The organism is Dactylococcopsis salina PCC 8305, assembly GCF_000317615.1.
In the GTDB taxonomy this organism is placed as follows: domain Bacteria; phylum Cyanobacteriota; class Cyanobacteriia; order Cyanobacteriales; family Rubidibacteraceae; genus Halothece; species Halothece salina.
On the sequence record NC_019780.1, the window covers coordinates 1,381,815 to 1,403,327 of the forward strand.

Annotated in this window: 30 protein-coding genes and 1 pseudogene; 16 read left to right on the forward strand and 15 right to left on the reverse strand. The window is 40.7% G+C overall.

What is annotated here, in order from left to right; all coding sequences use genetic code 11:
• Positions 1-88: 88 nt before the first annotated feature.
• Positions 89-1,543: a GTP-binding protein gene (locus DACSA_RS06875; RefSeq protein WP_015229054.1), complete on the forward strand. Its 1,455-nt coding sequence runs from the start codon at positions 89-91 to the stop codon at positions 1,541-1,543.
• Positions 1,544-1,662: 119 nt separating this feature from the next.
• On the opposite strand, the gene DACSA_RS06880 is transcribed toward DACSA_RS06875, so the two are convergent.
• The 8 genes from DACSA_RS06880 to DACSA_RS06920 form a co-directional block, all read right to left on the reverse strand.
• The gene (locus tag DACSA_RS06880; protein WP_015229055.1) at positions 1,663-2,340 is read right to left on the reverse strand and encodes a TIGR04283 family arsenosugar biosynthesis glycosyltransferase; all 678 of its coding nucleotides are present in this window, start codon (positions 2,338-2,340) and stop codon (positions 1,663-1,665) included.
• Between the two features lie 141 nt (positions 2,341-2,481).
• Positions 2,482-3,048, reverse strand: a complete 567-nt coding sequence (locus DACSA_RS06885) for a Uma2 family endonuclease (protein ID WP_015229056.1) — start codon at positions 3,046-3,048, stop codon at positions 2,482-2,484.
• 116 nt (positions 3,049-3,164) lie between these two features.
• Entirely contained in the window at positions 3,165-3,770 is a 606-nt protein-coding gene (locus DACSA_RS06890) for a TIGR04282 family arsenosugar biosynthesis glycosyltransferase (protein WP_015229057.1), read from the reverse strand.
• Between the two features lie 418 nt (positions 3,771-4,188).
• A complete protein-coding gene (rsmD, locus tag DACSA_RS06900; RefSeq protein WP_015229058.1) occupies positions 4,189-4,743 on the reverse strand; it encodes a 16S rRNA (guanine(966)-N(2))-methyltransferase RsmD in 555 nt (184 codons plus the stop codon).
• A gap of 286 nt (positions 4,744-5,029) precedes the next feature.
• Complete coding sequence (locus tag DACSA_RS06905) at positions 5,030-5,917, reverse strand: hypothetical protein (protein ID WP_015229059.1); 888 nt, start codon at positions 5,915-5,917, stop codon at positions 5,030-5,032.
• A 208-nt stretch (positions 5,918-6,125) separates the two neighbouring features.
• Complete coding sequence (locus tag DACSA_RS06910) at positions 6,126-6,392, reverse strand: type II toxin-antitoxin system RelE/ParE family toxin (protein WP_015229060.1); 267 nt, start codon at positions 6,390-6,392, stop codon at positions 6,126-6,128.
• Positions 6,393-6,394: 2 nt separating this feature from the next.
• Positions 6,395-6,601 carry a hypothetical protein gene (locus DACSA_RS06915; protein ID WP_015229061.1) on the reverse strand — a complete coding sequence of 69 codons (207 nt, stop codon included), beginning with the start codon at positions 6,599-6,601 and terminating at the stop codon, positions 6,395-6,397.
• 176 nt (positions 6,602-6,777) lie between these two features.
• A complete protein-coding gene (locus DACSA_RS06920) occupies positions 6,778-7,284 on the reverse strand; it encodes a hypothetical protein (protein ID WP_015229062.1) in 507 nt (168 codons plus the stop codon).
• Between the two features lie 100 nt (positions 7,285-7,384).
• Here DACSA_RS06920 and DACSA_RS06925 point away from each other — a divergent pair, with 100 nt between their 5' ends.
• Positions 7,385-7,759: a DUF2614 family zinc ribbon-containing protein gene (locus tag DACSA_RS06925; RefSeq protein WP_015229063.1), complete on the forward strand. Its 375-nt coding sequence runs from the start codon at positions 7,385-7,387 to the stop codon at positions 7,757-7,759.
• A gap of 26 nt (positions 7,760-7,785) precedes the next feature.
• Positions 7,786-8,361 carry a hypothetical protein gene (locus tag DACSA_RS06930; RefSeq protein ID WP_015229064.1) on the forward strand — a complete coding sequence of 192 codons (576 nt, stop codon included), beginning with the start codon at positions 7,786-7,788 and terminating at the stop codon, positions 8,359-8,361.
• On the opposite strand, the gene DACSA_RS06935 is transcribed toward DACSA_RS06930, so the two are convergent.
• The 5 genes from DACSA_RS06935 to tatA form a co-directional block, all read right to left on the reverse strand.
• Positions 8,348-10,351, reverse strand: a complete 2,004-nt coding sequence (locus DACSA_RS06935) for a ribonuclease R family protein (protein ID WP_015229065.1) — start codon at positions 10,349-10,351, stop codon at positions 8,348-8,350. The genes DACSA_RS06930 and DACSA_RS06935 overlap by 14 nt on opposite strands.
• A gap of 134 nt (positions 10,352-10,485) precedes the next feature.
• Positions 10,486-10,701 (reverse strand): 30S ribosomal protein S18, encoded by a 216-nt coding sequence (rpsR, locus tag DACSA_RS06940; protein ID WP_015229066.1) that lies wholly within the window; start codon positions 10,699-10,701, stop codon positions 10,486-10,488.
• Positions 10,702-10,711: 10 nt separating this feature from the next.
• Positions 10,712-10,906: a 50S ribosomal protein L33 gene (rpmG, locus tag DACSA_RS18965; protein WP_071880295.1), complete on the reverse strand. Its 195-nt coding sequence runs from the start codon at positions 10,904-10,906 to the stop codon at positions 10,712-10,714.
• Positions 10,907-10,964: 58 nt separating this feature from the next.
• A complete protein-coding gene (locus DACSA_RS06945; protein ID WP_041235741.1) occupies positions 10,965-11,495 on the reverse strand; it encodes an RDD family protein in 531 nt (176 codons plus the stop codon).
• Between the two features lie 47 nt (positions 11,496-11,542).
• Positions 11,543-11,716, reverse strand: coding sequence for a twin-arginine translocase TatA/TatE family subunit (gene tatA / locus DACSA_RS06950; RefSeq protein WP_015229068.1), 174 nt, complete (start codon positions 11,714-11,716; stop codon positions 11,543-11,545).
• A gap of 87 nt (positions 11,717-11,803) precedes the next feature.
• Between tatA and DACSA_RS06955 the strand changes: the two genes are divergently transcribed.
• The 3 genes from DACSA_RS06955 to DACSA_RS06965 all read left to right on the forward strand — a co-directional run bounded on the left by DACSA_RS06955 (position 11,804) and on the right by DACSA_RS06965 (position 13,747).
• A complete protein-coding gene (locus DACSA_RS06955; RefSeq protein WP_015229069.1) occupies positions 11,804-12,547 on the forward strand; it encodes a phycocyanobilin:ferredoxin oxidoreductase in 744 nt (247 codons plus the stop codon).
• A 148-nt stretch (positions 12,548-12,695) separates the two neighbouring features.
• Positions 12,696-12,929 (forward strand): ferredoxin-thioredoxin reductase variable chain, encoded by a 234-nt coding sequence (locus tag DACSA_RS06960; protein WP_015229070.1) that lies wholly within the window; start codon positions 12,696-12,698, stop codon positions 12,927-12,929.
• Between the two features lie 17 nt (positions 12,930-12,946).
• Positions 12,947-13,747, forward strand: coding sequence for an MOSC domain-containing protein (locus DACSA_RS06965; protein WP_015229071.1), 801 nt, complete (start codon positions 12,947-12,949; stop codon positions 13,745-13,747).
• A gap of 220 nt (positions 13,748-13,967) precedes the next feature.
• Here DACSA_RS06965 and DACSA_RS06970 read toward each other — a convergent pair whose 3' ends face one another.
• Positions 13,968-14,207, reverse strand: coding sequence for a hypothetical protein (locus DACSA_RS06970; RefSeq protein ID WP_015229072.1), 240 nt, complete (start codon positions 14,205-14,207; stop codon positions 13,968-13,970).
• Positions 14,208-14,850: 643 nt separating this feature from the next.
• On the opposite strand from DACSA_RS06970, the gene DACSA_RS06980 reads away from it, so the two are divergent.
• The 3 genes from DACSA_RS06980 (at position 14,851) to DACSA_RS06990 (ending at position 17,963) form a co-directional block, all read left to right on the forward strand.
• Entirely contained in the window at positions 14,851-15,672 is an 822-nt protein-coding gene (locus tag DACSA_RS06980; protein WP_015229074.1) for a TIGR03943 family putative permease subunit, read from the forward strand.
• Positions 15,662-17,152, forward strand: a complete 1,491-nt coding sequence (locus DACSA_RS06985) for a hypothetical protein (protein ID WP_015229075.1) — start codon at positions 15,662-15,664, stop codon at positions 17,150-17,152. Before DACSA_RS06980 ends, DACSA_RS06985 begins: the two co-directional genes overlap by 11 nt.
• Positions 17,153-17,240: 88 nt before the next feature.
• Entirely contained in the window at positions 17,241-17,963 is a 723-nt protein-coding gene (locus DACSA_RS06990) for a lysophospholipid acyltransferase family protein (RefSeq protein ID WP_015229076.1), read from the forward strand.
• A gap of 126 nt (positions 17,964-18,089) precedes the next feature.
• Here DACSA_RS06990 and DACSA_RS06995 read toward each other — a convergent pair whose 3' ends face one another.
• The gene (locus DACSA_RS06995) at positions 18,090-18,767 is read right to left on the reverse strand and encodes a GvpL/GvpF family gas vesicle protein (RefSeq protein ID WP_015229077.1); all 678 of its coding nucleotides are present in this window, start codon (positions 18,765-18,767) and stop codon (positions 18,090-18,092) included.
• 565 nt (positions 18,768-19,332) lie between these two features.
• Here DACSA_RS06995 and gvpA point away from each other — a divergent pair.
• The 7 genes and pseudogenes from gvpA to DACSA_RS21385 all read left to right on the forward strand — a co-directional run bounded on the left by gvpA (position 19,333) and on the right by DACSA_RS21385 (position 21,426).
• Positions 19,333-19,551, forward strand: coding sequence for a gas vesicle structural protein GvpA (gvpA, locus tag DACSA_RS07000; RefSeq protein WP_015229078.1), 219 nt, complete (start codon positions 19,333-19,335; stop codon positions 19,549-19,551).
• Between the two features lie 102 nt (positions 19,552-19,653).
• Complete coding sequence (locus DACSA_RS07005; RefSeq protein WP_015229079.1) at positions 19,654-20,031, forward strand: hypothetical protein; 378 nt, start codon at positions 19,654-19,656, stop codon at positions 20,029-20,031.
• A gap of 21 nt (positions 20,032-20,052) precedes the next feature.
• Positions 20,053-20,175, forward strand: a complete 123-nt coding sequence (locus DACSA_RS22480; protein WP_269544715.1) for a hypothetical protein — start codon at positions 20,053-20,055, stop codon at positions 20,173-20,175.
• Between the two features lie 81 nt (positions 20,176-20,256).
• Entirely contained in the window at positions 20,257-20,550 is a 294-nt protein-coding gene (locus tag DACSA_RS07010; RefSeq protein WP_015229080.1) for a nucleotidyltransferase family protein, read from the forward strand.
• 2 nt (positions 20,551-20,552) lie between these two features.
• Positions 20,553-20,897 (forward strand): annotated as a pseudogene (locus tag DACSA_RS23025) (HepT-like ribonuclease domain-containing protein).
• Between the two features lie 107 nt (positions 20,898-21,004).
• The gene (locus DACSA_RS07020; protein ID WP_015229081.1) at positions 21,005-21,286 is read left to right on the forward strand and encodes a hypothetical protein; all 282 of its coding nucleotides are present in this window, start codon (positions 21,005-21,007) and stop codon (positions 21,284-21,286) included.
• Positions 21,283-21,426, forward strand: coding sequence for a hypothetical protein (locus tag DACSA_RS21385; RefSeq protein ID WP_015229082.1), 144 nt, complete (start codon positions 21,283-21,285; stop codon positions 21,424-21,426). Before DACSA_RS07020 ends, DACSA_RS21385 begins: the two co-directional genes overlap by 4 nt.
• Positions 21,427-21,513 lie beyond the last annotated feature (87 nt).

The window sequence follows — 21,513 nt, forward strand, 5'->3', positions numbered from 1 at the left end:
CTTTCTGGAAATCACCATAGCAAATTTCCACAAAGGACGGTGTTATTTGTTATTGATCAATGTAGCAGTGCATTATAGGTGGTCGTCTGTGACTAAATCTGATTCTGAGTCTATTCATCGCAATCATCAGGAAACAAGGGAGTTAGATGAAGTAATTTTCAGTTTTGAAGAGATTACTGCGGAAATTAACTACAAACAAGCGCAAGACTCCCTCAGAAGTCTGGTTCAGCAAATTGACCTCACGGAAGAAGAGCAATCAGGGTTAGAATCAGAAATTAATTATCTGACAGCAATGTTGGATAAGTTAGAACAATCAGTGGTGCAAATCGCTGCGTTTGGAATGGTGGGAAGAGGGAAGTCTTCGGTTTTAAATGCACTGTTAGGAGAAAATGTGTTTCAAACGGGTCCGTTACATGGAGTGACTCGCACCATCGGAAGCGCGAATTGGGAGTTAACTGAGGAAAGTTTAGGAAATAGTGAACAGGATGTTTTGCGGGTGTCGTTACCGAGTCATCAACAAGCGAGTGTTCAATTGGTGGATACGCCTGGCATTGATGAGGTTGATGGGGAAACCCGCGAGTTAATGGCGCACCAAATCGCAAAACAGGCTGATTTGATTTTATTTATTATTGCTGGGGATATTACAAAGGTTGAATATAACGCCTTGTCTCGGTTGCGAGAAGTGGGAAAACCGATGCTGTTGGTGTTTAATAAAATTGACCAATATCCAGAAACCGATCGAGCGGCGATTTATGAGACAATTTGTAGCGATCGGGTGAAAGAGCTTTTAACCTCAGAAGAAGTGGTCATGGTGGCTGCGTCTCCCCTAGTTAAACGAGGGGTGCGTCATCGGGATGGGACAATAAAAGTTAAAACAGAAGTGGGAAACCCACAAGTTCAAGAGTTAAAAGGGAAAATTTTAGAGATTTTGTACCGTGAGGGAAAGTCTCTAGTTGCGTTGAATACAATGCTTTACGCGGATGAAGTCAACGAACAGATTTTATCGAGAAAGTTAGAAATTCGTGCTGAAGCGGCGGAAGATTTAATCTGGAAAGCGGTAATGACAAAAGCGGTTGCGGTGGCGTTAAATCCCGTGACGGTTTTAGACTTATTTACAGGTGCGGTAGTGGATGTGGCGATGATTTTGGCGTTATCCCGTTTATATGGGATTCCCATGACTCAAACGGCTGCGATTGGCTTATTACAGAAAATCGCCATCAGTATGGGAGGAATCAGCGCCAGTGAAGTTTTAACCACGTTGGGTTTAAGTGGGCTGAAAGGACTGTTAGGATTATCCACATCAGTGACAGGAGGTGCGTCGTTTGTTCCTTATGTTTCGGTGGCGATTACCCAAGCGGGAGTGGCTGGCGTTTCTTCCTACGCCATTGGTCATGTGACGAATAGTTATCTGGCGAATGGTGCGTCTTGGGGGTTAGATGGACCGAAAGCGGTGGTTAAAAATATTCTTGACTCGTTGGATGAGGAATCTATTTTGAATCGGATTAAGGGAGAGTTACAAGAGAAGTTGTTTCCTGTTGAATAGTTATATCAGGTTCGCTGAATCCATGATAAAAAGTAGGTTGGGTGGAGTTTACGAAACCCAACACCAATTATAAGCAATTACCCGAATTTCCCTTTGTTTTCCAATGACTAATGTTGATATTACTGATACCACTGTTTTAATTTTTCTGGAGAAACCCCAAGAAAATAACCTAATATGACTTTTTGATTAATGAGAGTGGTTTTAATTACTCCTAATTTTTCCCAACGTCTCGCTGAGGTGATGACTGGTGCTTTTGCTAAACGAATCTTTCCCTGTTTTTTGAGGGTTAACATCAGTTGGAAGTCTTCCATTAATGGAATATCAGGAAAGCCTCCGATGGTTTCAAAGGTTTCTTTTTTTAGGAAAATTCCTTGATCGCCATAAGGCATTTGCAACAAGCGCGATCGCGCGTTGACTCCCTTTTCTACTATTCTTAATAACGGATTTTGACTCTCAATTTTTAACAAAAATGCACCGGCGATCGTGTTCGGTTTCTCTAGGCTTTCCTCAATATATTGCAGATAATTATGGGGGAGTTTGGTGTCAGCGTGGAGAAATAACAAAACCTTTCCGATCGCATATTTTGCCCCTGTATTCATTTGATTCGATCGTCCAGGTTCAGGAGACAAAATCGTTTTGATTCCCATATTTTGGACAATTTCGACAGTGTTATCTGTACTTCCACCATCGACAATGATAATTTCGACCGCCGTTTTCTGTAGGTGTTCGAGAGTCTGCGCGATCGTTTTTTCTTCATTTAAAACAGGAATAATCACAGAGAGTTTTATGGCTTCCATTCTCTCTTCTCTTTATCATTGAGTTTCCCCCTTACCTTGACAGACTGATCTGAGAATTCGCTGAAAATTTTCTGATCATACACCTCCTAACTGTCAATTTCGGGAAAACGATAAGGAGGTATTACGAATGAGATTACATTGCTAGAGAAAAATCCCACGATAGATTTTTTCGATATTAAAACTGAGATCAATACTCTTTAATTTTATGATGTCTCCTTCTTTATAATTAACAATAATCCATTCCCCTGTCTCTTTTTTCTGATATAAATCTGCTGCAACTTCAGTGGAACTTACTAATAAATAGTCTTGTAAAACTGGATTTTGACTGTACATTCTAAATTTACCACCTCGGTCATACGCCTCTGTACTTTGTGATAATACTTCCACAATTAAACAGGGATAACTTATATATTGAGTTGTAGTCTGATCTCGCTTATCACAGGTTACAGTCACATCAGGGTAAGTATAATCATTCGTTCCTACGATGTTAATTCTCAAGTCTGAGTTACCAGTTTCGCAGCTACCTCCCTCTAAGTGATTAGAAAATAAGGTAGTCAGTCTGACGGCGATTAAACTATGATTTTTACTACCACCCCCCATCGCATAGACTTCACCTTCTATATATTCATATTTTTCTAATTGTTTTTCTTCCCAAGCAAAGTATTCTTCGGGGGTTAACTTTGGGAAATCATCTTTGGCTGCAATCATAAATCAATCAATTCATTAACTAACTTGTTTGTGTTGGGGAAACCCAAACCTTGTGGCTTCTCCTAGAGTCAGTATAACGCTAATTTTCCCAATCGTATAACTAAGGATAATTTTGATTAAGGAAGACTAATTCTTTCTAAATCTTCAGGGGTATCAATATCATTTAAGACAGGAAGATAGCTAATGGTTAATCCCATTCTTTCTGCAATTTTTACGGTTTGCTGTAAAACGACATCGGTTCCCCAATTAATCCCTTGAAATAATTCAGGAAGACAATGAGATAAACCAATTAAATAATAACCGCCATCTTCGGCTTTCCCTAATACTAAATCAGTTTCTGATAATTTCTCAAAAGCAATAGAGATTAAATCAGCAGTTAAGTCGGGACAATCAATCCCAATAATTACAACTTTTTCAATGTCTTCTGTAAAAGTTTCCTGTAAAGCGGTGATTAATCGTGTTCCTAAATCTCCATTACTTTGAGGGTAGTATTGATCATTTTCTCCTAACCAAGTTTTCATTAATGCTTCACTTCCTCCTGAGAAGTAAACTCGAAGGTTAACCGCAAGTTTTCGCGCTTCGGTTACGGTAAACTCGGTTAATTGTTTTTGTAATTTGGCAGCCCCTTCTTCTCCTAATGCTGAAATTAAACGGGTTTTGGTTTTGCCAGGTTCTGGATAACGGGTAAAAATGATTAAGGTTGCTTTTGAATTATTATTCATTGATTTGTTAAGATCGCCTCGATCGAGTTTTTTATTGATTTCAAATGAAACCGTTATTAAATGTATCTCCTCATCTTTACTGGAAACACACAGCGCGATCGCGCTTTGACTTTGGTCTTAGTTTTTATTCTAGCAATTATCTTTAATTTTTCTGCTGTAACTAACGCACAAACTGAGTCTAATTCTACTTCTGAAATTGCGCCAGATGAATTGATTGAAACCTTTGAAAGCGAAATTTGGATTCAGCGCGATCAAAGCAATGAGGTGGAGTTGGAAGAGGAAACTGTTATCTTTACAACGACTGGGTTTCTCCTTCCTGATGAAGAAATTGCCATTAAAAATCGCCTTATTTTCGATCGCAATCAAAATAAGCAGTATAACCATCAGCATTTATTTGATCTCCATTCAACAGTATTTATCAATTCCAATTTTGATTCTTTTCAATCGTATAAAAAATTAAATGGCTGTTGCCGTATTTTTTTTTACGAACTATGCTCAGAGGAGCAAATTCCTGATGCTGCCACTGTTTCGGATCATATTCCACCGCAATTTCTCCATTTTTCTTTAATAAATCTAAGTTTAGAATTTCGTTTAATATGGGATTATACAATTCACTTCCATAAGGAGGATCAAAGTAAACTAAATCAAATTGTTGTCCTTTTAATGCTTTTAATTTCTCTCTAATATCTCCTTGAATAAGATGCCATTCTTGTTCATTGGTGGCGATTTTGCGCCAATTTTGTCGAATGATTTGACAGGCGCGGCGATTCTGTTCAATTCCTATGAGAAAGGAAACATCTCGACAGAGAGCTTCTGCTCCCATTGTGCCATTTCCTGCACATAAATCAAGCCAAGATGCTCCTTTAATTTGGTTTTGCCAAATGTTAAATAATGCTTCTCGTACTCGTGCTGATGTGGGACGAGTTTCTTGTCCTGGTAAGGTCTTTAAAAGACGATTTCCATAGATTCTCATCTGATTCCCTTGAGTGTTTGGAATTGCCCCCTAGCCCCCAATTCTGGGGGAATTTGCCCCCTAGCCCCCAATTCTGAGGGAAATTTGCCCCCTAGCCCCCAATTCTGGGGGAATTTGCCCCCTAGCCCCCAATTCTGAGGGAAATTTGCCCCCTAGCCCCCAATTCTGAGGGAAAATGAACTTATACCATGCGTGAATTATTGGCACTAAATACCAACTCATTATTCCCCCCTTTCAAAGGGGGGTTAGGGGGGATTTAATGTAACATCAATTTTTGAAAATGGTATTAAATTTCTGCGTAAGCACGATCGATCAAACATCTGGCTAAGGTTTGCGTTCCCGTGTGTTCATAATAGTTTGTGGTTAGGTCTAAAAATGCGGCTAAATAGTCTAATTGATCATCGGAAAACTCGACAAAACTCTCGATGTTATTGATCACTTTTTCGGGAGTTAAGTCTTTGCTTTCTACAAAGTCTCCCATCCAATTGGTTACGGAATCGAAGGCTTGGTTAATAAATCCTAGTTGGTTTTCTGTGTCTTCTCCAGGAATAAAATCATTGACTTTTTTGAAGGTGTCATTCTCTTCTAAATCATTGGAATTTAAACTCTCAATTATGCTTTGTGCTTTTTGAATAAAATCAGGACCAAGAGGGATTAAACCATCTAAACAAACTAAAGCAGACATTCGCATTATATCTTCTCCGCCATAATCTGCTAAGGAGTTAACAAAGTCGCCAATGCTATCTCCTGGGATGCCATTAATTTGGCAAAATGCAATTAGTTCAACAACGGTTTTTAGTGCTAAATCAATACTTTGTGCTTTGTCTGCTTGCGGGGTAATCTTATTAAGAAATCCTAATAACGGGATACGTTCTCCCGCTTTATTGGCTAAAGCCGCACTCGCTAAAGCGCGATCGGTGCGATCGACGGTTTGATATAGCCATAAAGCCCGTTGATACCCTTGAGATTGATCATTAAATAACCACACCGCGCGATCGCCAATTTGTTGAATCATTTCTTCATCTTCTTCCCCTGTCACTTGGCGAATTGTATTTTCAAATCCAACCAGATTTTCCCATTCTCCAGGAACTACAAAATCTAACGCATTCAAAACACGGACGGTGATATTTTGTTCGGGAAGTTCATCCACTAATTCAAAAATTGCTTTTGTCATTTTCCCACTATCCAACTAAAGTTTTATTTCCTTCTCTAGCATATCAAAATTAATTATATTACTTTTTAAACAGCTTGTATTATTTCCCAGACAAGAGCTAGATCACGATTAATTCCTCTCATAAATAACTTGATAAGTGCTTAATATTTATCGGCGACGAAAAGGATTTTGTAATTCTTTTTTTTGTAATTCTCCTACTAAATTTCCATTAATACACTTCGTCATGATTGCCAATATCTACCAGTACAGCTTTTTGATCTTCTGTAAAGTAAAATAGGACTCTTTCCTCATAATCTACACTAAAACTCCATAACCCCCTGAGCTTGCCAGATAGTTTATGTGTCTTTAAGCTAGGATGAAATGGATCAACAATAAACTGCTCTAGTTTCTGCCAAAATCTTGTCTCCAAATTAACATTGGGTTTAATACGCTTTTTGAAAACCCGCTTGAAGGAAGAACTGAAGCTAACTTCCACACTCACTCCTCCATTAATTGTTTCAATTGTTTGATATCCGAGGAAAACTTCAACTCACCTTGTTGCTGTTGGAGTTGGGCTGACTGGAAGTTATCCAATATTTCATCACGGCGATCTTCACGGAGGTATTGTTGTAATAATAGTTGGATTTCGCGTTTTTCTTCTGTCGAAAGATTTTTGATTTCTTCCACTACATCGCTAAAAGTCATAATTTAATGTTTTGTCAAGGTTTCGGTTTGAGGCGATACAGTTTTCATTTCTTATTATAATTGGTGTTGGGTTTCGTTTGGAGACGTTCCATGAAACGTCTCTACCCAATGACCAGTGACCAATGACTAATTTATGTTGGGTTTCGTAAACTCCACTTGAGCCTACTTTTATCTAATTAAAGTTGAGATAGCGTATCTAAATCAAATTTTTCGAGCCATTGTTTACGAAGACTTTCATCAAATGAATCGTCACGGGAAACAATTTTAACTTGATACCGATCGCGCAATAAAACCGCAGTCGCTTTACTTCCTTGATTAACGACAGGATAAGTTTTAATCGTTTCTTTACTGTCTTTAAATTTCTTCGCAGCCGTTGGATTATTCGCCACATCAGAAATCGACATTAACGCTAATTCTTGTCCATCTTGTTTTAATTTTGCTTGAGCAAATCCTCGTTTTTCTTGGGTGTAAATAACTTGATAGTTTCCCTCATTTTTCGGAAAATAGCGGTTGAGTTCTCCTCCTTTTACCGCATCTTCAGCAACCGCAACCGCATCGGGTTGGGTGCTTTCTTGTTGAGCCTTGTCAAACCGAGAAGTGGGTTCATTGTTACTACAAGCAGGAGTGATGAAAATAATCGTTATCAGTAAGGAAAAAGCAACGATCGAGCGTAGTTTAAACATATTTTTTCGCCTTTAAGAGTGATAGAATTGAAAGAGGTTCGGTTAACCAACAGTCATTTTATATTACGATAGAAGAAGCTCGCTATTTGGAGGGTGCTTCGTGAATCAGAATTTCCCAAAAATCGCACAATTAAATCTATCTGGAATCGGCTGTTGGCTAACGCTCATTGTTGGAGGTTTATTACTTACCTCCATCGGACTCGGTTGGGTGGTCAACAGTGTCCTTATTGTACTAGGCTTAATTATAATCATCCCTGCGATCGCGCTGTTCGGGGTGCAATGGTGGTTGAAACGCAACCTCGTTGAAGATGAATGTCCCGTTTGTCAATATCAGTTTACAGGGTTTAACGGTACGATGTCCCGTTGTCCTAACTGTAGTGAACCCTTGAAAATTGAAAAAGGGAAATTCCAGCGCATTACTCCCCCAGGGACGATCGATGTGGAAGCAGTTGATGTGGATGCTTCTTCTCAATGAACTAATCATTAAGAGATTCCTTGCTTATGATCTACACCACCGAACAACTCATTGAAATTTTAGATCAAGAATTACGAGCAAATTGGCAAGGGAAACGAGTCTTATTTTCTTCTCCTCAACGTTTGGAAAATCCTGTTTTAGCGAAAGCAATTGGCGCAGAAAAACTGAGTAAAATCTTTGCTTATCGGGATTTTCGCGCTCAAATCCATGAATATCAACGACAGCATAAAGTTTCTGGGTTAGTGTGGCGAGTTTGTTGTTTTAATGGCTTAGAAATTGAATGTCCAGAACCTCACAACCAGTTAATCACCATTCCAGAAGATAAGGAAACCCTAAAAGCGTTTAAACCCGATATTATAGAATTTTGGCAACAAGCAACAGCCGATTTAACTCTCTGGTTAGAAGGAAACCCGACGATTGAAGTTGATTCCGTAACGGTGGAAGAATACATTACAAATGCAGAATGGTTGGAAGTGGAAACCACACGCACTGAGTTGATTTTAAATCTCTGTTGGGGAAATCCCAAAGAATGTCATTATCAGTGGGCGTTTCCTCATTCTGGACGGAATCGAATCATCGCCACTGTTTCTAATTCACCGTAGATTCAACAAACTCCCGAAAGCGAATTAAATCTTGATGGGGATCAGCGGCGACGACTTCCACTTCCACTCGATCGCCCAATTCAACATTTGTCTGGAAACGGTGCGGTAATTCTAACCCTAAATCTTCCAACAAAATAATCCCCAAATTGTCATCTTCTCGCAACCACCGCAACACGATCGCGTTCCAGCGTTCATCGCTATGACGGCGTAAGTATTCCAAAGCCCAATATCGTCTCGTTTGCCGTTCCACTAACGTTGCTTCATAAGTGGCACTAGCGGCACTAAACGCCACTTCCTGCACCTGTTCCGTCGTAAATGGACAAGCCTCACCGCGCAAATAGGCTTTAATTTGAAAATGAGACAATAAATCCACATAACGGCGAATGGGAGAAGTCACCTGTGTATAAACTTCTAAGCCTAACCCCGCATGACGGGCTGGTGTTGTTCCCATTTCACTGCGCGGCATACAACCCCGTAGCGCACACGATCGAACCGGTCCAGCGGGCAATTGTAATAAGGTTTCCTCTGGCGGTAATTCTGGCTGTGGCTGCGATCGAAACGGAATCGGAATCTCTTTATCCACCGCAAAACGTCCCGCCACTTCTCCCGCTAGAATCATCATTTCCGCCACTAACTCTCGCGCTTGTGACTCCTCTAATAACTCAATTTCCACCTCTTCTTCCTGATTCACCTTAATCACCGCTTCTGGTAAGCTGATGTTAATTGATCCCTGAGACTGTCGCCATTGTTTCCGTTGTTGCGCCCAATGTGCCAACTGAGCAATTTCTGGTTCAGCAGTAACGCCCAACTCTAACATCTCATCCACATCATCATAGGTGAGGCGATAAGTGGGTTTAACCCAAGTCGCCGCGATCGTGTATTCAGCAACCGCCCCATCTTCTGCTAAAATCACGGCAAAACTCATCGCTGGACAAACTTTTCCCTGAATCAAACTCATGGGACCCGTAGCTAATTCCGAGGGAAACATGGAAATCATGCCAGTGGGAAGATATAAACTGGTACTGCGTCGGCGAGCTTCTTGATCCAACTCATCATCAGGTCTTACTAAGCGTGTCGGATCAGCGATATGAATCCAAATCTGTTGTCGTCCATCAGGTAGGATTTCAACACTCACCCCATCATCAATTTCTTTTGTGCTTTCATCGTCAATGGTGTAAACTTTCTGGTGAGTTAAATCTAACCGATCGCGCTCTAAATCATCGGGAGGGGAATCGACATATTGTTGCGCCACATCTAACACCTTTTGGGGGAATTGTATAGGGTAGGAGCTACGACGCAAGAAAAGGTTTTCATGGCGACTCCATAAGCCGATATCGATAAGAAGATTGAAGGCAGAATCAGAACTTTGTTCCCGTCCTAACTCCGCTAACGTCTCTTTTGCTAAACGGACTTCTAAATCGGGTTGTAAAATGGATTTTTCCAAAGCCTCAAAACGAGCGCGATCGGAGCTTTTCCAATCTACCGACTCCCCTGCTAAAGCCTGTTTCACTCGCTGAATAAACTCAGTTTTTTCCAGATTCCGTTGTTGTTCAACTTCTAACTGATGTTTAATTTCCGCTACCTGAGAGGACGATCGCGGTTCAAAAACATTTCCTTTCTGCTTAAAATAAATTTTATCTTCTGTTAGCAAACAATACGCCGCATAACAGGGGATCGCACTTTGATCCGAAAATAGCACCGCCGCCATTTCTTCGGGAGTCACTGCTTCCCCGTCTTCTACTAACAATTCCCAAGCCACTTCTAAACTTGATGGGTCTAAATAAGACTCCACTTCCCCCAAAAAACTAGGAATTTCCTGTGGGCGCTTGGGATCACCTCCCACCTCATACTCCACCTGTCGCGGATGTAGCGTGTGAGATTGACCCCATTGATCTAAAACAATCCAATGTTTCTTCCCTTCTGGTCGTTCTGCTACTGCCAGACGACGCTCTCCTTGAGCTTTAAATTCGATCAGCGTTCCCTTTTCCACCAGCTTCGCGCTACTTTAACAACTTGTATTCTAGTCTAGCGTTCCACTAACTTTCACGCGACAAAAATCAATCTTTCAATCTGGAGACGTTCCTGTTACTAAGTATGGAGAACGCCTCTAAACCCCGTTTCATCTTAGCTTTCTGCATCCACATAGGGAAGCAATGCTAACATTCGAGCATAACTGATCGCTTTTGTCATCTGTCGTTGTTGTCTAGAAGTTAACCCCGTGATACGACGCGGGAGAATTTTCCCCCGTTCTGTGATAAATTTACGGAGTAATTCCAAATCTTTATAATCAATGGGGTCTCCTGGTTTAATTGGTGATAAACGTTTGCGATGATAAGCCATAGTTTTCCTCTTATTTGGTTTCCTTGTGAACAGTGTGTCGGTTACAGTAGGGGCAATACTTTTTAAACTCTACCCGTCCTGAATGATTCCGACGATTTTTCTCCGTTGTGTAACGAGAAACGCCTTTTTTGCGTTTATCCGTGTTCGTTCTACACTCGGTACATTCTAAAGTGATGATAATGCGGACACCCTTTTTGCTTGCCATAGTTTTGGGTAACGGTAAGATTTAGTTAAGTTGCTTTCAATAATGAAGACACAGCCCACTATTGTCTCATACGATCCATCAAAAGATCAACCCAACGCCGAATCCGAATATCAAGGGAATAGCCACGACGACTGGGGACAATCACTGTATCAAAAAATCGATCGTGGATCGCTTGCTGATTATCCTCATCTCCAATTGCTACCACTAACTCCACAAGCAACGGTGAGATTAAAATTAACACTGAGAGTACATTCGGGAAACCGTATTGTAATCCCACTAGACCCAAGAAAGCAATCACACTAATTGCCCCCTCCCGTTTGGTTAAAACAGTGACATCAGGAAGCCGTCCCCTCCTCCCATCAATAATTTGCAAATCAAACGCCCAACGTCCCAAACTTTGCCCTTTATATCGCGTTACCGCAAACACGCGCAAGCCCCACCAAGCGGCGATAAACACAATTAATTGTAAAAGCGCCACTCCCACTAAAGCACTCACAAACCAGACGGCGGCAAAATCGAGGAGAAACGCATAGATGCGACGTTGAATGGGGGCGCGAGGATAACGACGGGGTAGGGGTTCTTTTGACATGATCGCTGTTGTTTCTTTCATTCAAAGGCGAGTGCATACCACAAAAACTATTTTCTGTCAAGTTCTGAATCATCTTCATCGGAAGAAGAGGTCATTTCCTCTCGGAAGCCTTTTAAGGTTTTTCCCAGTGCGTTTCCCATTTCGGGGAGTTTTTTCGGTCCGAAAATTAAGATTGCTACTCCTAAAATTACCGTTACTTCTAACCAGCCTAATCCCAACATAAGAGTTTTTCGATTTATAAATTGCTTGTTGTACAGGAGTCATCTTCAGTATATCGTGAGATTAAACTGTTTAAGTGTTATAAATTTATGTTTGAGTCTTCATCTTCTTTACGGTCCCAACAACATCCCCTAATCCGCAGTTTAGCTGATACCATTGAACAAGTCTGGCAGGAACAATTAGAATTACTGCCTTATCATTTACCAGAGGATTTAGGTTACATTGAAGGGCGCTTAGAAGGGGATAAACTCACCATTGAAAATCGCTGTTATCAAACTCGATCGTTTCGGAAACTTCATTTAGAATTAGCAAAGGTGGGAAATAATCTGGATATTCTGCACTGTGTTGTTTTTCCTCGCTGTGAGTATAACCTACCGATTTTTGGTTGTGATTTAGTGGGAGGAAGAGGACAAATTAGCGCCGCGATCGCCGATTTATCTCCCGTTAGCCCCGATGGTGATCTCCCTAAAGCCTATCAAACCGCATTATCTCAACTTCCCTCGGTTAGCTTTTCTCAACCGCGCGAATTACCGCCCTGGGGCGATATTTTTTCCGAATTTTGTTTATTTATTCGTCCCGAAAATTCCCAAGAAGAAGAGGATTTTTTACAGCGAGTGCGTGACTTTTTAACCGTTCATTGTCAGCAAGGAAATCAAGCAGAAAGCGTTTCTCCTGAACAGGAAAGTGTTAATTTAGCTGGACAACAACGCTACTGTCAGCAACAGCAAAAGAATGATAAAACCCGTCGCGTGTTAGAAAAAGCCTTTGGGGAAGAATGGGCGGAACGTTATTTGAGTACGGTGTTATTTGATCTTCCTCAACTGGCTCATTAAAGCAAATAATTCTCATTTGCGATCGAGATTTTCTCACAGACTGTTAGCAGTGAACGCTAATTATGCAAAAATAGTAAAGCTGCATGAGCTAAGGTGGGGTTTCCCACTGCTCGTTTTAAGTTTAAAAGTTATAGATAAGTAGAGATATATGAAATCAGGCGATCGTGTTCGGGTTAAAGAATCTGTTGTGGTTTACCATCATCCCCAACATAAAAAGAAACCCTTTGATATCAAAGGAATGGAAGGAACAATTCAAGAAATTGTCACCGAGTGGCAAGGAAGACCAGTTAGTGCTAACCTTCCAGTTAAAGTAAAATTTGAAAAGAAGTTTACGGCTCATTTGCGCGAAGATGAAGTGGAAGTCATTGAAAGTGCCGAGTAATTTGGGAAACCCAGATCATGGTTCAGGAATTGGTTGCGAAAGTCGCTAAAATCATCATCTATCCCATTAAGTCACTGGATGGGATAGCGTGCGATCGAGCCGCTATAATTTCCCCAGGAACATTGGCTTTCGATCGCAGATGGGCGATTCTTGACGAAAAAGGAAAGTATGTGAACGGGAAACGTAACCCGAAAGTTCATCAACTGCGCTGTCAATTTGATCTAGCAACGGAAACTGTCACCTTCTCTGATCAAGGAGAGACGACTTCCCTCTCCTTTCATTTAACAACCGAAATCGACGCAATCAATCGCTGGTTAAGTGACTATTTCCAAAAACCTGTGTTCCTCCAAGAAAAAGCAGAAGGGGGATTCCCTGATGATACCGACGCTTATGGTCCGACAATTATCAGCACTGCTACTCTAGAAACTGTAGCGAGTTGGTTGCCAGGGTTAACGCTAGAAAACGCTCGATCGCGCTTTCGGGCAAACATCGAAATCAATAACGTTCCCCCATTCTGGGAAGATCAACTTTTTTCCGAAACGGGAGACCCCATTAACTTTACGATCGGTTCAGTAAAAATTCAAGGCATCAATCCCTGTCAGCGTTGCGTTGTTCCCACCCGTGATCCTAATACTGGGGAAACCTATTCAAAATTTCAGCGCACTTTCACCACACAGCGCCAAAACACACTTCCTGCTTGGACCCATTCTAACCGTTTTAATCATTATTATCGTCTCAGTGTCAATACTCGCATTTTGCTATCCGAAACAGGTAAAGTGATAAACATCAATGACAAACTAAGCAGAGGCTTGATTTAAAAATTGATATCGATCGTAGTAGGGTTTGCCTTGCCCACCCTACAAAGATGCCAGTGAAAACGCATCGATCGCGCCCTGATTATTTTTCTCTCATCAAAGTCTGCGTATCCCAGAAACACACTTTTTCTAAGAGGGGATAAATACGATCGCCTCACGAGATCACCCAAAAATCAACTAAGACGTGGCATAGCCAAGGGTAAATAGTAAAGTCGTTCCATTACTACGCTTGATCTTCTTCTTCTAATTGCTGGCTATAGTCTGTCATTCCAACTTCAGCAAGTTCGCGATCTTCTTGAGCAAATTTTTGATAGAGGTTAGCAAAAGATTTAAGTTGATTGCTTTTTGTGGCGCGTTGACTTTTCCATTTGAGGAATTCAATAAATCTGCCGATTTCTTCTAGTTGGTCATCATCTAACCGTTGAATTTCCTGTTTAATGTTTTCTCTGGTTTGAAACATCATTGAATTTTTGTTGCTCCTTACCCCTCAAATTATACCATTTGGGAAAAGCTCATTGACCGTAGTAGGGTGGGCAATGCCCACCCTACAAAGATGCCAGTGAAAACGCATCGATCGCGCCCTGATTATTTTTCTCTCATCAAAGTCTGCGTATCCCAGAGTAAGTAGGTTGGGTGGAGTTTACGAAACCCAACATTAATCAGTAAGTAGGTTGGGTGGAGTTTACGAAACCCAACATTAATCAGTAAGTAGGTTGGGTGGAGTTTACGAAACCCAACATTAATCAGTAAGTAGGTTGGGTGGAGTTTACGAAACCCAACATTAATCAGTAGTAGTAGTAGGGTTTGCCTTGCCCACCCTACAAGATGTAACATCTACCCACTTTTTTTGATTTAAATCATATTGATTATCGTCTAGAAAGCATTGTACAGTAGTTCTATAGCAATCCCATAAGATTTGTAAATCTTTGTTGCCCCCAAATCCTCACTGCGCTCCGGCCAATACTGGGGGCTTCCATGAATCAAATTTTTCCGATATCATTTCGGATTACTATATGCTATATGCGTAAATAATTTTTTACAGGCACTTAACCCAACATCAATTATCTAGAGATTGCCATCCCCATAACCAATAACCAATAGGGAAAATGCGTATTTTTAATCGAATATCGTCTTACACCTTTCATTCCTTAATTCTCCCCAGTTTAGATACATTGACATTTCTGGCTTGGGGAATATTGTTGTTTAAGTATTGGTTAACTGGTCAAATCAGATTATTAATTCATCCCAACTATATTGGGTTAGTGGTTGTCACTGGTATCATTTTATTCAGCATTGGATTAGTCAAGCTGTTTCAAGTTTATAAAAAACGAAAACAAACCTTTAGAAAGGGTGGCGAACAAATTGTACAGCACGTTACACTTTTTCCCGTTGGATGGAGTACATTTTTTCTTCTCAGTACAGCCATTTTAGGGTTATTAATTCCTCCCACTGTGTTCGGAAGCGAAATCGCTTTACAACGAGGAATTAGAGAGTCTCTTCCTTTAACTCAAAGCCAACCTGAGAGGTTTCGAGTAAATGTGAATCCCGAAGATCGATCGTTAATTGATTGGGTTAAAACCATTAATGCTTATCCCGAACCCGATGAATATCAAGGAGAAGCAGTGAAAGTGAAAGGGTTTGTGATTAAAAAAGAGAATCTCCCCGAAAATTACTTTTTAATTGCACAATTTATTATCACTTGTTGCGCGATCGATGCTTATCCCGTTGCCATTCCTGTTAAAATAGAAGCTGATCAAACTCAAAATTATCCGCCTGATACATGGTTAGAAATCGAAGGAGAAATGATCACAGAAACCCTAGATTTAGCAGAAGAATTTTATCAAGAAGTTCCCTCAGAACGGCAATTAGTCATCAACGCCAAAAAACTAACAGAAATTCCGACTCCGAAGAATCCTTATGGCTATTAGTCACAAATTAAAACCCATCGATCGCGCCGCCATTACTGTAATTATTCTGCTAAGTTTCGTCTTAATGGGATTACTTTTAAGCGAAAAAGTCTGCGGAACAGACTGCTGGTTTAAAGCAAAAGCAAACGTGAGAGAATTTAGTTGGGAAGGTCAAAAAATTAGCGCCGAAGACCGAGGATTTATTTTAAACTTTAGCCGTCCCATGAATCGAGAAAGCGTAGAAAATAACTTAAAAATTGAGCCACAATTACCAGGAAAAATTAGTTGGTCTGGGAAACGAATGGCTTACACTTTAGACAATCCTGCTCCCTATGGGACAGAATATAAAATCAGTATTTTGGGCGCAAAAGAAACATTAGGAAGCGAAATTAAGCCCTTTCAAGAAACCTTTAGAACGCGCGATCGAGCCTTTGTTTATATTGGAGTAAATGGCGAGGAAAAAGGAAGATTAATCCTGTATAACTTAACGCAACAAGAGAAAACAATTCTCACTCCTCCTCGTCTAGTTGTTAACCGATTTTTCAGTTATCCCGATCGATCTAAAATCTTATTTGGCGGCACATCAAGAGAAAATTGGGAACAAGGAAAGCTCGATCAAAAACTCTACACCGTCACCACAGGAATCAACAAAACAGAAAACCCAAGCGGAAAAATCGAACTAATTTTAGACAATAAAACCTATCAAATTTTAGAATTTGAACTGTCACCAGACGGCGAAAAAATTGTCGTGCGACGTGGCAAAAAAGAAGCATCTGGACTGGGAGAAATTAGCTTATGGGTAATCGAAAATCAAGCCTCACCACAAAAACTAGAAACCGCGACTGGAGGCGACTTTATCATCCCTCCTGATAGTAAAACCGTCGCCATCGCCCAAGGTCAAGGAGTCGCCTTAATTTCCCTAGAAAAAGACAGTAATCCTTCTAACTTTCTGCCGCAATATGGTCAAGTTTTAACCTTTTCCCCAGACGGAACGGCCGCCGCCATGGTCAACTTTAATACCCAAGACACAGAGAAACAATATATCCGTTCCCTTTACCTCGTCACCAACCGAAACGTTGAAAAAAATCTTCTTAATACCAATGGTTCAATTTTAAGCTGTGAATTTAATCCAACAGTTACTCACATATACTGTTTACTAACGGAACTGATAGAAGGGGAACAATATCAAGAAAAACCCTATCTTGTCAGTATTAACCTAGAAACCGCCGCCGTAACCCCATTACTCACCCTTCCCGAATATAGAGACGTAAAAATGAGTCTTTCTCCCGACGGGTTAGCATTACTTTTCGATCAAATTATGACAGTAAGGGAAACCTCAGAAACAACAGTTAAAACTTTACGCAGTGACTCTGGGGAAGCAATTATTGGTAGTCGGTTATGGCTATTAGTTCCCACCCCCACTCTCACCAAAGACCCCAACCAAAAACCACAACTAGAAGAGTTGCCAATATCAGGACTCTCCCCTTTCTGGCTACCGTGACAACAGAATAACTGTCCTGTTAGAGCCAGAAATGAAGCAAAAGTTAATTTATTGTAAATCATAGAGACCCCCTTCCCATCTTTGACCCATGACCAATGCAAAAGTTTCTCCTTGGCTGAGTTGTCTGGTTTATCCTTTAGGTTGTTACCTGCTACTCCCCAGTTATTTTGGCAAACTAGAAATTGCGGGACGGGAGAACATTCCGCGCATCGGACCTGTGATTCTTGCGCCCACCCATCGTTCTCGTTGGGATGCACTGATTATCCCCTACACCGCAGGACGTTGGCAAACTGGACGAGACTTGCGTTATCTGGTGTCAGAAAACGAGATGCGAGGGTTACAAGGTTGGTTTATTTCTCGTATGGGCGGTTTCCCCGTTGATCCACAGCATCCAGCACTGAGTACCATTCGCGAGAGTATCAAGGTTTTATCGCAAGGGGAAATGTTAGTGATTTTCCCAGAGGGAGATATTTATCGACAGCAACCTGTACAACCTCTGAAAGGTGGCATTGGTCGCATTGCCTTAAAAGCACAGTCACAACGTGAAGTCAAGGAAAGTGTCAAAATTGTTCCCATCAGCATCCATTACTCCCAAGCCTATCCGAACTGGGGAACAAAAGTGAAAGTGAAAGTGGGTTGTCCGTTGGATGTTGCGGATTATCCCGTAGATACGGTGAAAACCAGCGCTCAACGCCTCACTGAGGATTTAGAAGGGGCCTTAAAAGACTTATACGAAATGGATAATAAGTGGGAAAAACAGTTTTCTTGTAAAACGTCTTGGCATCAGGAAAGATTAACGACTCATCATTAATTTTACCGACTTTCGGTTTAACTGGTAACTGATTGTTGTTGGGTTTTGCGTGGAGACGTTCCATGGACGTGGAGTAGGGTGGGCATTGCCCACCCTACAATTGATATTAGCACTGATGGAACGATATTACTCAATAAAATGATAGGGAGGGAGAGGATCACTCACTTCAATTGTCCACGTGGGAAAGTCTTTTTTCCATTGTTCCAGTTGTTCAGAAAAAACCGATCGATCTCTTTCCTTAATTAGTAAGTAAAAGCGTTCTATATTTTCTTTTGGTTCGCCATGAATGAATTGAGGATAGTCTTGATTGATTTGGGTTTGTAACTGATTTAATTCTGCTTGTTGCTGGCTTTGATAGTTGGTTTGTTCTTGATACCGTTGTTTTTTTGCTTTTAAGTAATTCTTGCCTTGTTTCTCCATCGGTGAGGCGTTTTCTGTCGAAAAAGGAAGCGGTGTTAATTTGAGAGTTAATTCGACTTTATCTTGAATTTCTTGTAATTTTTTCTGATACTTTTCCGCCTTAAAATCAAGGTGTTCTAATAAATCTTTTTCCGTGGGAAAATAAGTCCCAAATCTTAAAGGAAGGAGGGGTATTTGTTGGAAAATTTCACAAATCACGGCATCATGGTGAATCACAGCTTGGATTAATTTTTGATCGTTTTCCTCTAATTCTTCTAAGGGAAGTTCCGCCTCGACAATCGCCGCGATCGCGCCTTGTTTAATTAATTGTAATTCGCCTCGAAAGCCTGACGGTAAAGATAACGCTGATGGAGACGAAGCAATTAAACAATAGGTGTATAACATACTCAAGAAGAGACAATCAGGATCAGTGTTTTTTCGGAGTTGATAACGCTTTGGTAACTAATAATTGTAACAAACGTGACTGATAGCTCAAGAGTTTAACATAGGGGTTGCTGAAAAGTCCATTGGTTGGCTAAGTAAGGCAAAAGGCAAGAGGCAAAAGGCAAGAGGCAAAAGGCAAGAGGCAAAAGGCAAGAGGCAAAAGGCAAAAGGCAAGAGGCAAAAGGCAAGAGGCAAAAGGCAAAAGGCAAGAGGCTTGCATGCAAGGTGTGTGACGATTGAACAATCAATGAACTTGCATTTTTATCTGAACTGAATCGCCTCAAATCCTTATTTGGTAAAACTTTCAGTTTTCTTGACTCAAGCCCTAACATAGTTTCTCTTTAAAATTAAGATCAACTCAAGATAAAACGGGTAAGATTAATAAAAAATGTATTGACAGGAATAATAAAAAAAGCTAAGATATGGCGGATGAGTAGGAAGGTTGGTGGGTGAGGAGTGAATTTTATACGAGTAGCCCATTGCCTTTTTATGATCAGATCGTCATTATTATTTAAGGAGAAAGATCATGGCTGTTGAAAAAACTAACTCTTCCTCCAGCTTAGGAGAAGTGGTCGATCGGATTTTAGATAAAGGGGTCGTGGTTGACCTGTGGGTGCGAGTTTCCCTCGTGGGAATTGAATTACTCGCAGTAGAAGCGCGTGTGGTTATTGCTTCCGTTGAAACCTATCTGAAATATGCAGAAGCAGTAGGTTTAACGTCTTCGGCGGCAGTTCCTGCAGAATAAACGCTCTGTCTGTCTGAGTGATCGTTCGTTTTTGGGAGACTCAAGACTAACTAATCTTGGGTTTCCCGATTGTGAGGTTAAAGAAGTTTAAGGAGTTAGGTGATGGTATCTTTACGGGAACAGTGGAACGAACAAGCAAGAGAACGTCAAAGGGAAATCAGTGCGCGAAAAACAGAAACCGTCGCGCTGTTACAAGAAGCAAATCAAGAGCGCGTCAGGGTTGCTCAACAACAAAAAGCACTGGCGATCGAGTTAAAAAATCAACTGGCACAATTCCACGAACAATTAGAAACCAGCGTTGGGAACTGGCGACAAGAAACTCAGGAACAACTGATTAACTTAGAAGAAACCCGCACGGCGAATGCTCAACAACAGCGAGAAGCTCTCTTCAACTTCCGTCGTCAACTCACCGCTGATGTGTGGGGAGAAACCGAGAGCGACTCTTTGAAGGTTGAAGAGAATACTCCCTTTGTCGCTTAGGAAAATGATCTAGAGTTATTTGTGGAAGAAGAAGACAGAAATGCGCCATCAGTGATTGTAGAAGGACAAAACGACACCTCATCCCCCTCCTCAGAAACGAAGAATCTTCCGTCGTGGTTGTATCGTAATCAAGAAGAAGTGTAATCATCATGCCAGCCCATGATTAATATCACAGTATTGGTTGAGGAAATTAAGTCTGATTGATTAGATAGGTGAGAAATAATAATGCCACTAATAGAATTATTACAGGAGAAGCGAGACGAAATCATTAAAATTGCTTCCAAACATGGAGCATTTAATGTTCGAGTATTTGGTTCTGTGGTACGACAAGAGGACACAAAAAATAGTGATATTGACTTGTTGATTGATTATGATCGCGCTAAAACCAGTTCTTGGTTTCCAGGAGGTTTACTTATGGATTGGGAGGAGTTATTAGGTTGCAAAGTTGATATTGTTACTGAACAAGGGTTAAGTCCTTTCATTCGAGAACAGGTATTAGCTGAGGCGAAACGTTTATGAGTCTGGAACGCGATCGCGCTTATTTAGCTCATATCTTAGAATGTATTAAATACATTCAGAATTACACCAATAATGACAGAGAAACGTTTATGAGTAGCTCTTTAATACAAGACGCTGTTTTGCGACGATTACAAACAATGGCTGAGTCAACACAACGTCTTTCTGATGAGTTAAAAGCAGAAGCTCCAAATGTGGACTGGCGAGGTTGATCAGGCTTGAGAAACATATTAGTTCATGATTATTTAAGCGGAATTGATTTAGAACAAGTTTGGGACGCGATCGCACAGTCTTTACCAAGTTTAGAAGTTGCAGTAAAAGAACTTTCAGAACGTTTTAATTTACAATAAAAAGTATAGATTAATTACTCAAAGCAAGTGAACAGTTGTAGTGGCGACATTCTTTGCACATATTAGGTAAAAAAATATCTAGGAAAATCAAATTAACATCAAAATTTATGACCCCACCGCGCACCGTTCGAGATATCATTACACCAAGAGCGATCCCTCAGAGTCGTTATCTTAAATCTTTAAATCGTCTGGGAAACGCTAAGGTTTCTTTGCAAAAAGCACCGTATAGCACGCGAGAAATTCAACGCACCTCAATTAACTGTCACAATAGTTTAATTGCTCCGAGTTACCGTCATGTCTTTAAACTAAAGGTAGTCCCGAAATCAGTGCGCTTACAAGTGGCGCAAATTAGAAAACTCGGTATTTTGGAGTATAAAAGGAAACCATGAGTCAAGAAAAAACATTTATTCCCTCGGAAAAATATCGCCAAATGCTCGTTCGTGATGGTGAACTTCGTTTTCAGGAATGGCAGACTAACTATATTAACTATCGCAAGAAATACCTCCGCGAAGTGTCGGGAAAGTCGTGAAGAAAAAAAAATCAAAGGTATTGACAGGAATAAAGAGAAAAGCTAATATATGGCAGGTTAATGGGAAAGTTAGTAAGTGAGGAGTGA

Excerpts from the sequence above, each read along its gene's own strand:
- DACSA_RS06880 (WP_015229055.1), bottom strand. The coding sequence starts at position 2,340 with ATGGAAGCCATAAAACTCTCTGTGATTATTCCTGTTTTAAATGAAGAA.
- DACSA_RS06885 (WP_015229056.1), bottom strand. The coding sequence starts at position 3,048 with ATGATTGCAGCCAAAGATGATTTCCCAAAGTTAACCCCCGAAGAATAC.
- DACSA_RS06890 (WP_015229057.1), bottom strand. The coding sequence starts at position 3,770 with ATGAATAATAATTCAAAAGCAACCTTAATCATTTTTACCCGTTATCCA.
- rsmD (WP_015229058.1), bottom strand. The coding sequence starts at position 4,743 with ATGAGAATCTATGGAAATCGTCTTTTAAAGACCTTACCAGGACAAGAA.
- DACSA_RS06905 (WP_015229059.1), bottom strand. The coding sequence starts at position 5,917 with ATGACAAAAGCAATTTTTGAATTAGTGGATGAACTTCCCGAACAAAAT.
- DACSA_RS06915 (WP_015229061.1), bottom strand. The coding sequence starts at position 6,601 with ATGACTTTTAGCGATGTAGTGGAAGAAATCAAAAATCTTTCGACAGAA.
- DACSA_RS06920 (WP_015229062.1), bottom strand. The coding sequence starts at position 7,284 with ATGTTTAAACTACGCTCGATCGTTGCTTTTTCCTTACTGATAACGATT.
- DACSA_RS06930 (WP_015229064.1), top strand. The coding sequence starts at position 7,786 with ATGATCTACACCACCGAACAACTCATTGAAATTTTAGATCAAGAATTA.
- rpsR (WP_015229066.1), bottom strand. The coding sequence starts at position 10,701 with ATGGCTTATCATCGCAAACGTTTATCACCAATTAAACCAGGAGACCCC.
- rpmG (WP_071880295.1), bottom strand. The coding sequence starts at position 10,906 with ATGGCAAGCAAAAAGGGTGTCCGCATTATCATCACTTTAGAATGTACC.
- DACSA_RS06945 (WP_041235741.1), bottom strand. The coding sequence starts at position 11,495 with ATGTCAAAAGAACCCCTACCCCGTCGTTATCCTCGCGCCCCCATTCAA.
- tatA (WP_015229068.1), bottom strand. The coding sequence starts at position 11,716 with ATGTTGGGATTAGGCTGGTTAGAAGTAACGGTAATTTTAGGAGTAGCA.
- DACSA_RS06955 (WP_015229069.1), top strand. The coding sequence starts at position 11,804 with ATGTTTGAGTCTTCATCTTCTTTACGGTCCCAACAACATCCCCTAATC.
- DACSA_RS06960 (WP_015229070.1), top strand. The coding sequence starts at position 12,696 with ATGAAATCAGGCGATCGTGTTCGGGTTAAAGAATCTGTTGTGGTTTAC.
- DACSA_RS06965 (WP_015229071.1), top strand. The coding sequence starts at position 12,947 with ATGGTTCAGGAATTGGTTGCGAAAGTCGCTAAAATCATCATCTATCCC.
- DACSA_RS06970 (WP_015229072.1), bottom strand. The coding sequence starts at position 14,207 with ATGATGTTTCAAACCAGAGAAAACATTAAACAGGAAATTCAACGGTTA.
- DACSA_RS06980 (WP_015229074.1), top strand. The coding sequence starts at position 14,851 with ATGCGTATTTTTAATCGAATATCGTCTTACACCTTTCATTCCTTAATT.
- DACSA_RS06985 (WP_015229075.1), top strand. The coding sequence starts at position 15,662 with ATGGCTATTAGTCACAAATTAAAACCCATCGATCGCGCCGCCATTACT.
- DACSA_RS06990 (WP_015229076.1), top strand. The coding sequence starts at position 17,241 with ATGACCAATGCAAAAGTTTCTCCTTGGCTGAGTTGTCTGGTTTATCCT.
- DACSA_RS06995 (WP_015229077.1), bottom strand. The coding sequence starts at position 18,767 with ATGTTATACACCTATTGTTTAATTGCTTCGTCTCCATCAGCGTTATCT.
- gvpA (WP_015229078.1), top strand. The coding sequence starts at position 19,333 with ATGGCTGTTGAAAAAACTAACTCTTCCTCCAGCTTAGGAGAAGTGGTC.
- DACSA_RS07005 (WP_015229079.1), top strand. The coding sequence starts at position 19,654 with ATGGTATCTTTACGGGAACAGTGGAACGAACAAGCAAGAGAACGTCAA.
- DACSA_RS07010 (WP_015229080.1), top strand. The coding sequence starts at position 20,257 with ATGCCACTAATAGAATTATTACAGGAGAAGCGAGACGAAATCATTAAA.
- DACSA_RS07020 (WP_015229081.1), top strand. The coding sequence starts at position 21,005 with ATGACCCCACCGCGCACCGTTCGAGATATCATTACACCAAGAGCGATC.
- DACSA_RS21385 (WP_015229082.1), top strand. The coding sequence starts at position 21,283 with ATGAGTCAAGAAAAAACATTTATTCCCTCGGAAAAATATCGCCAAATG.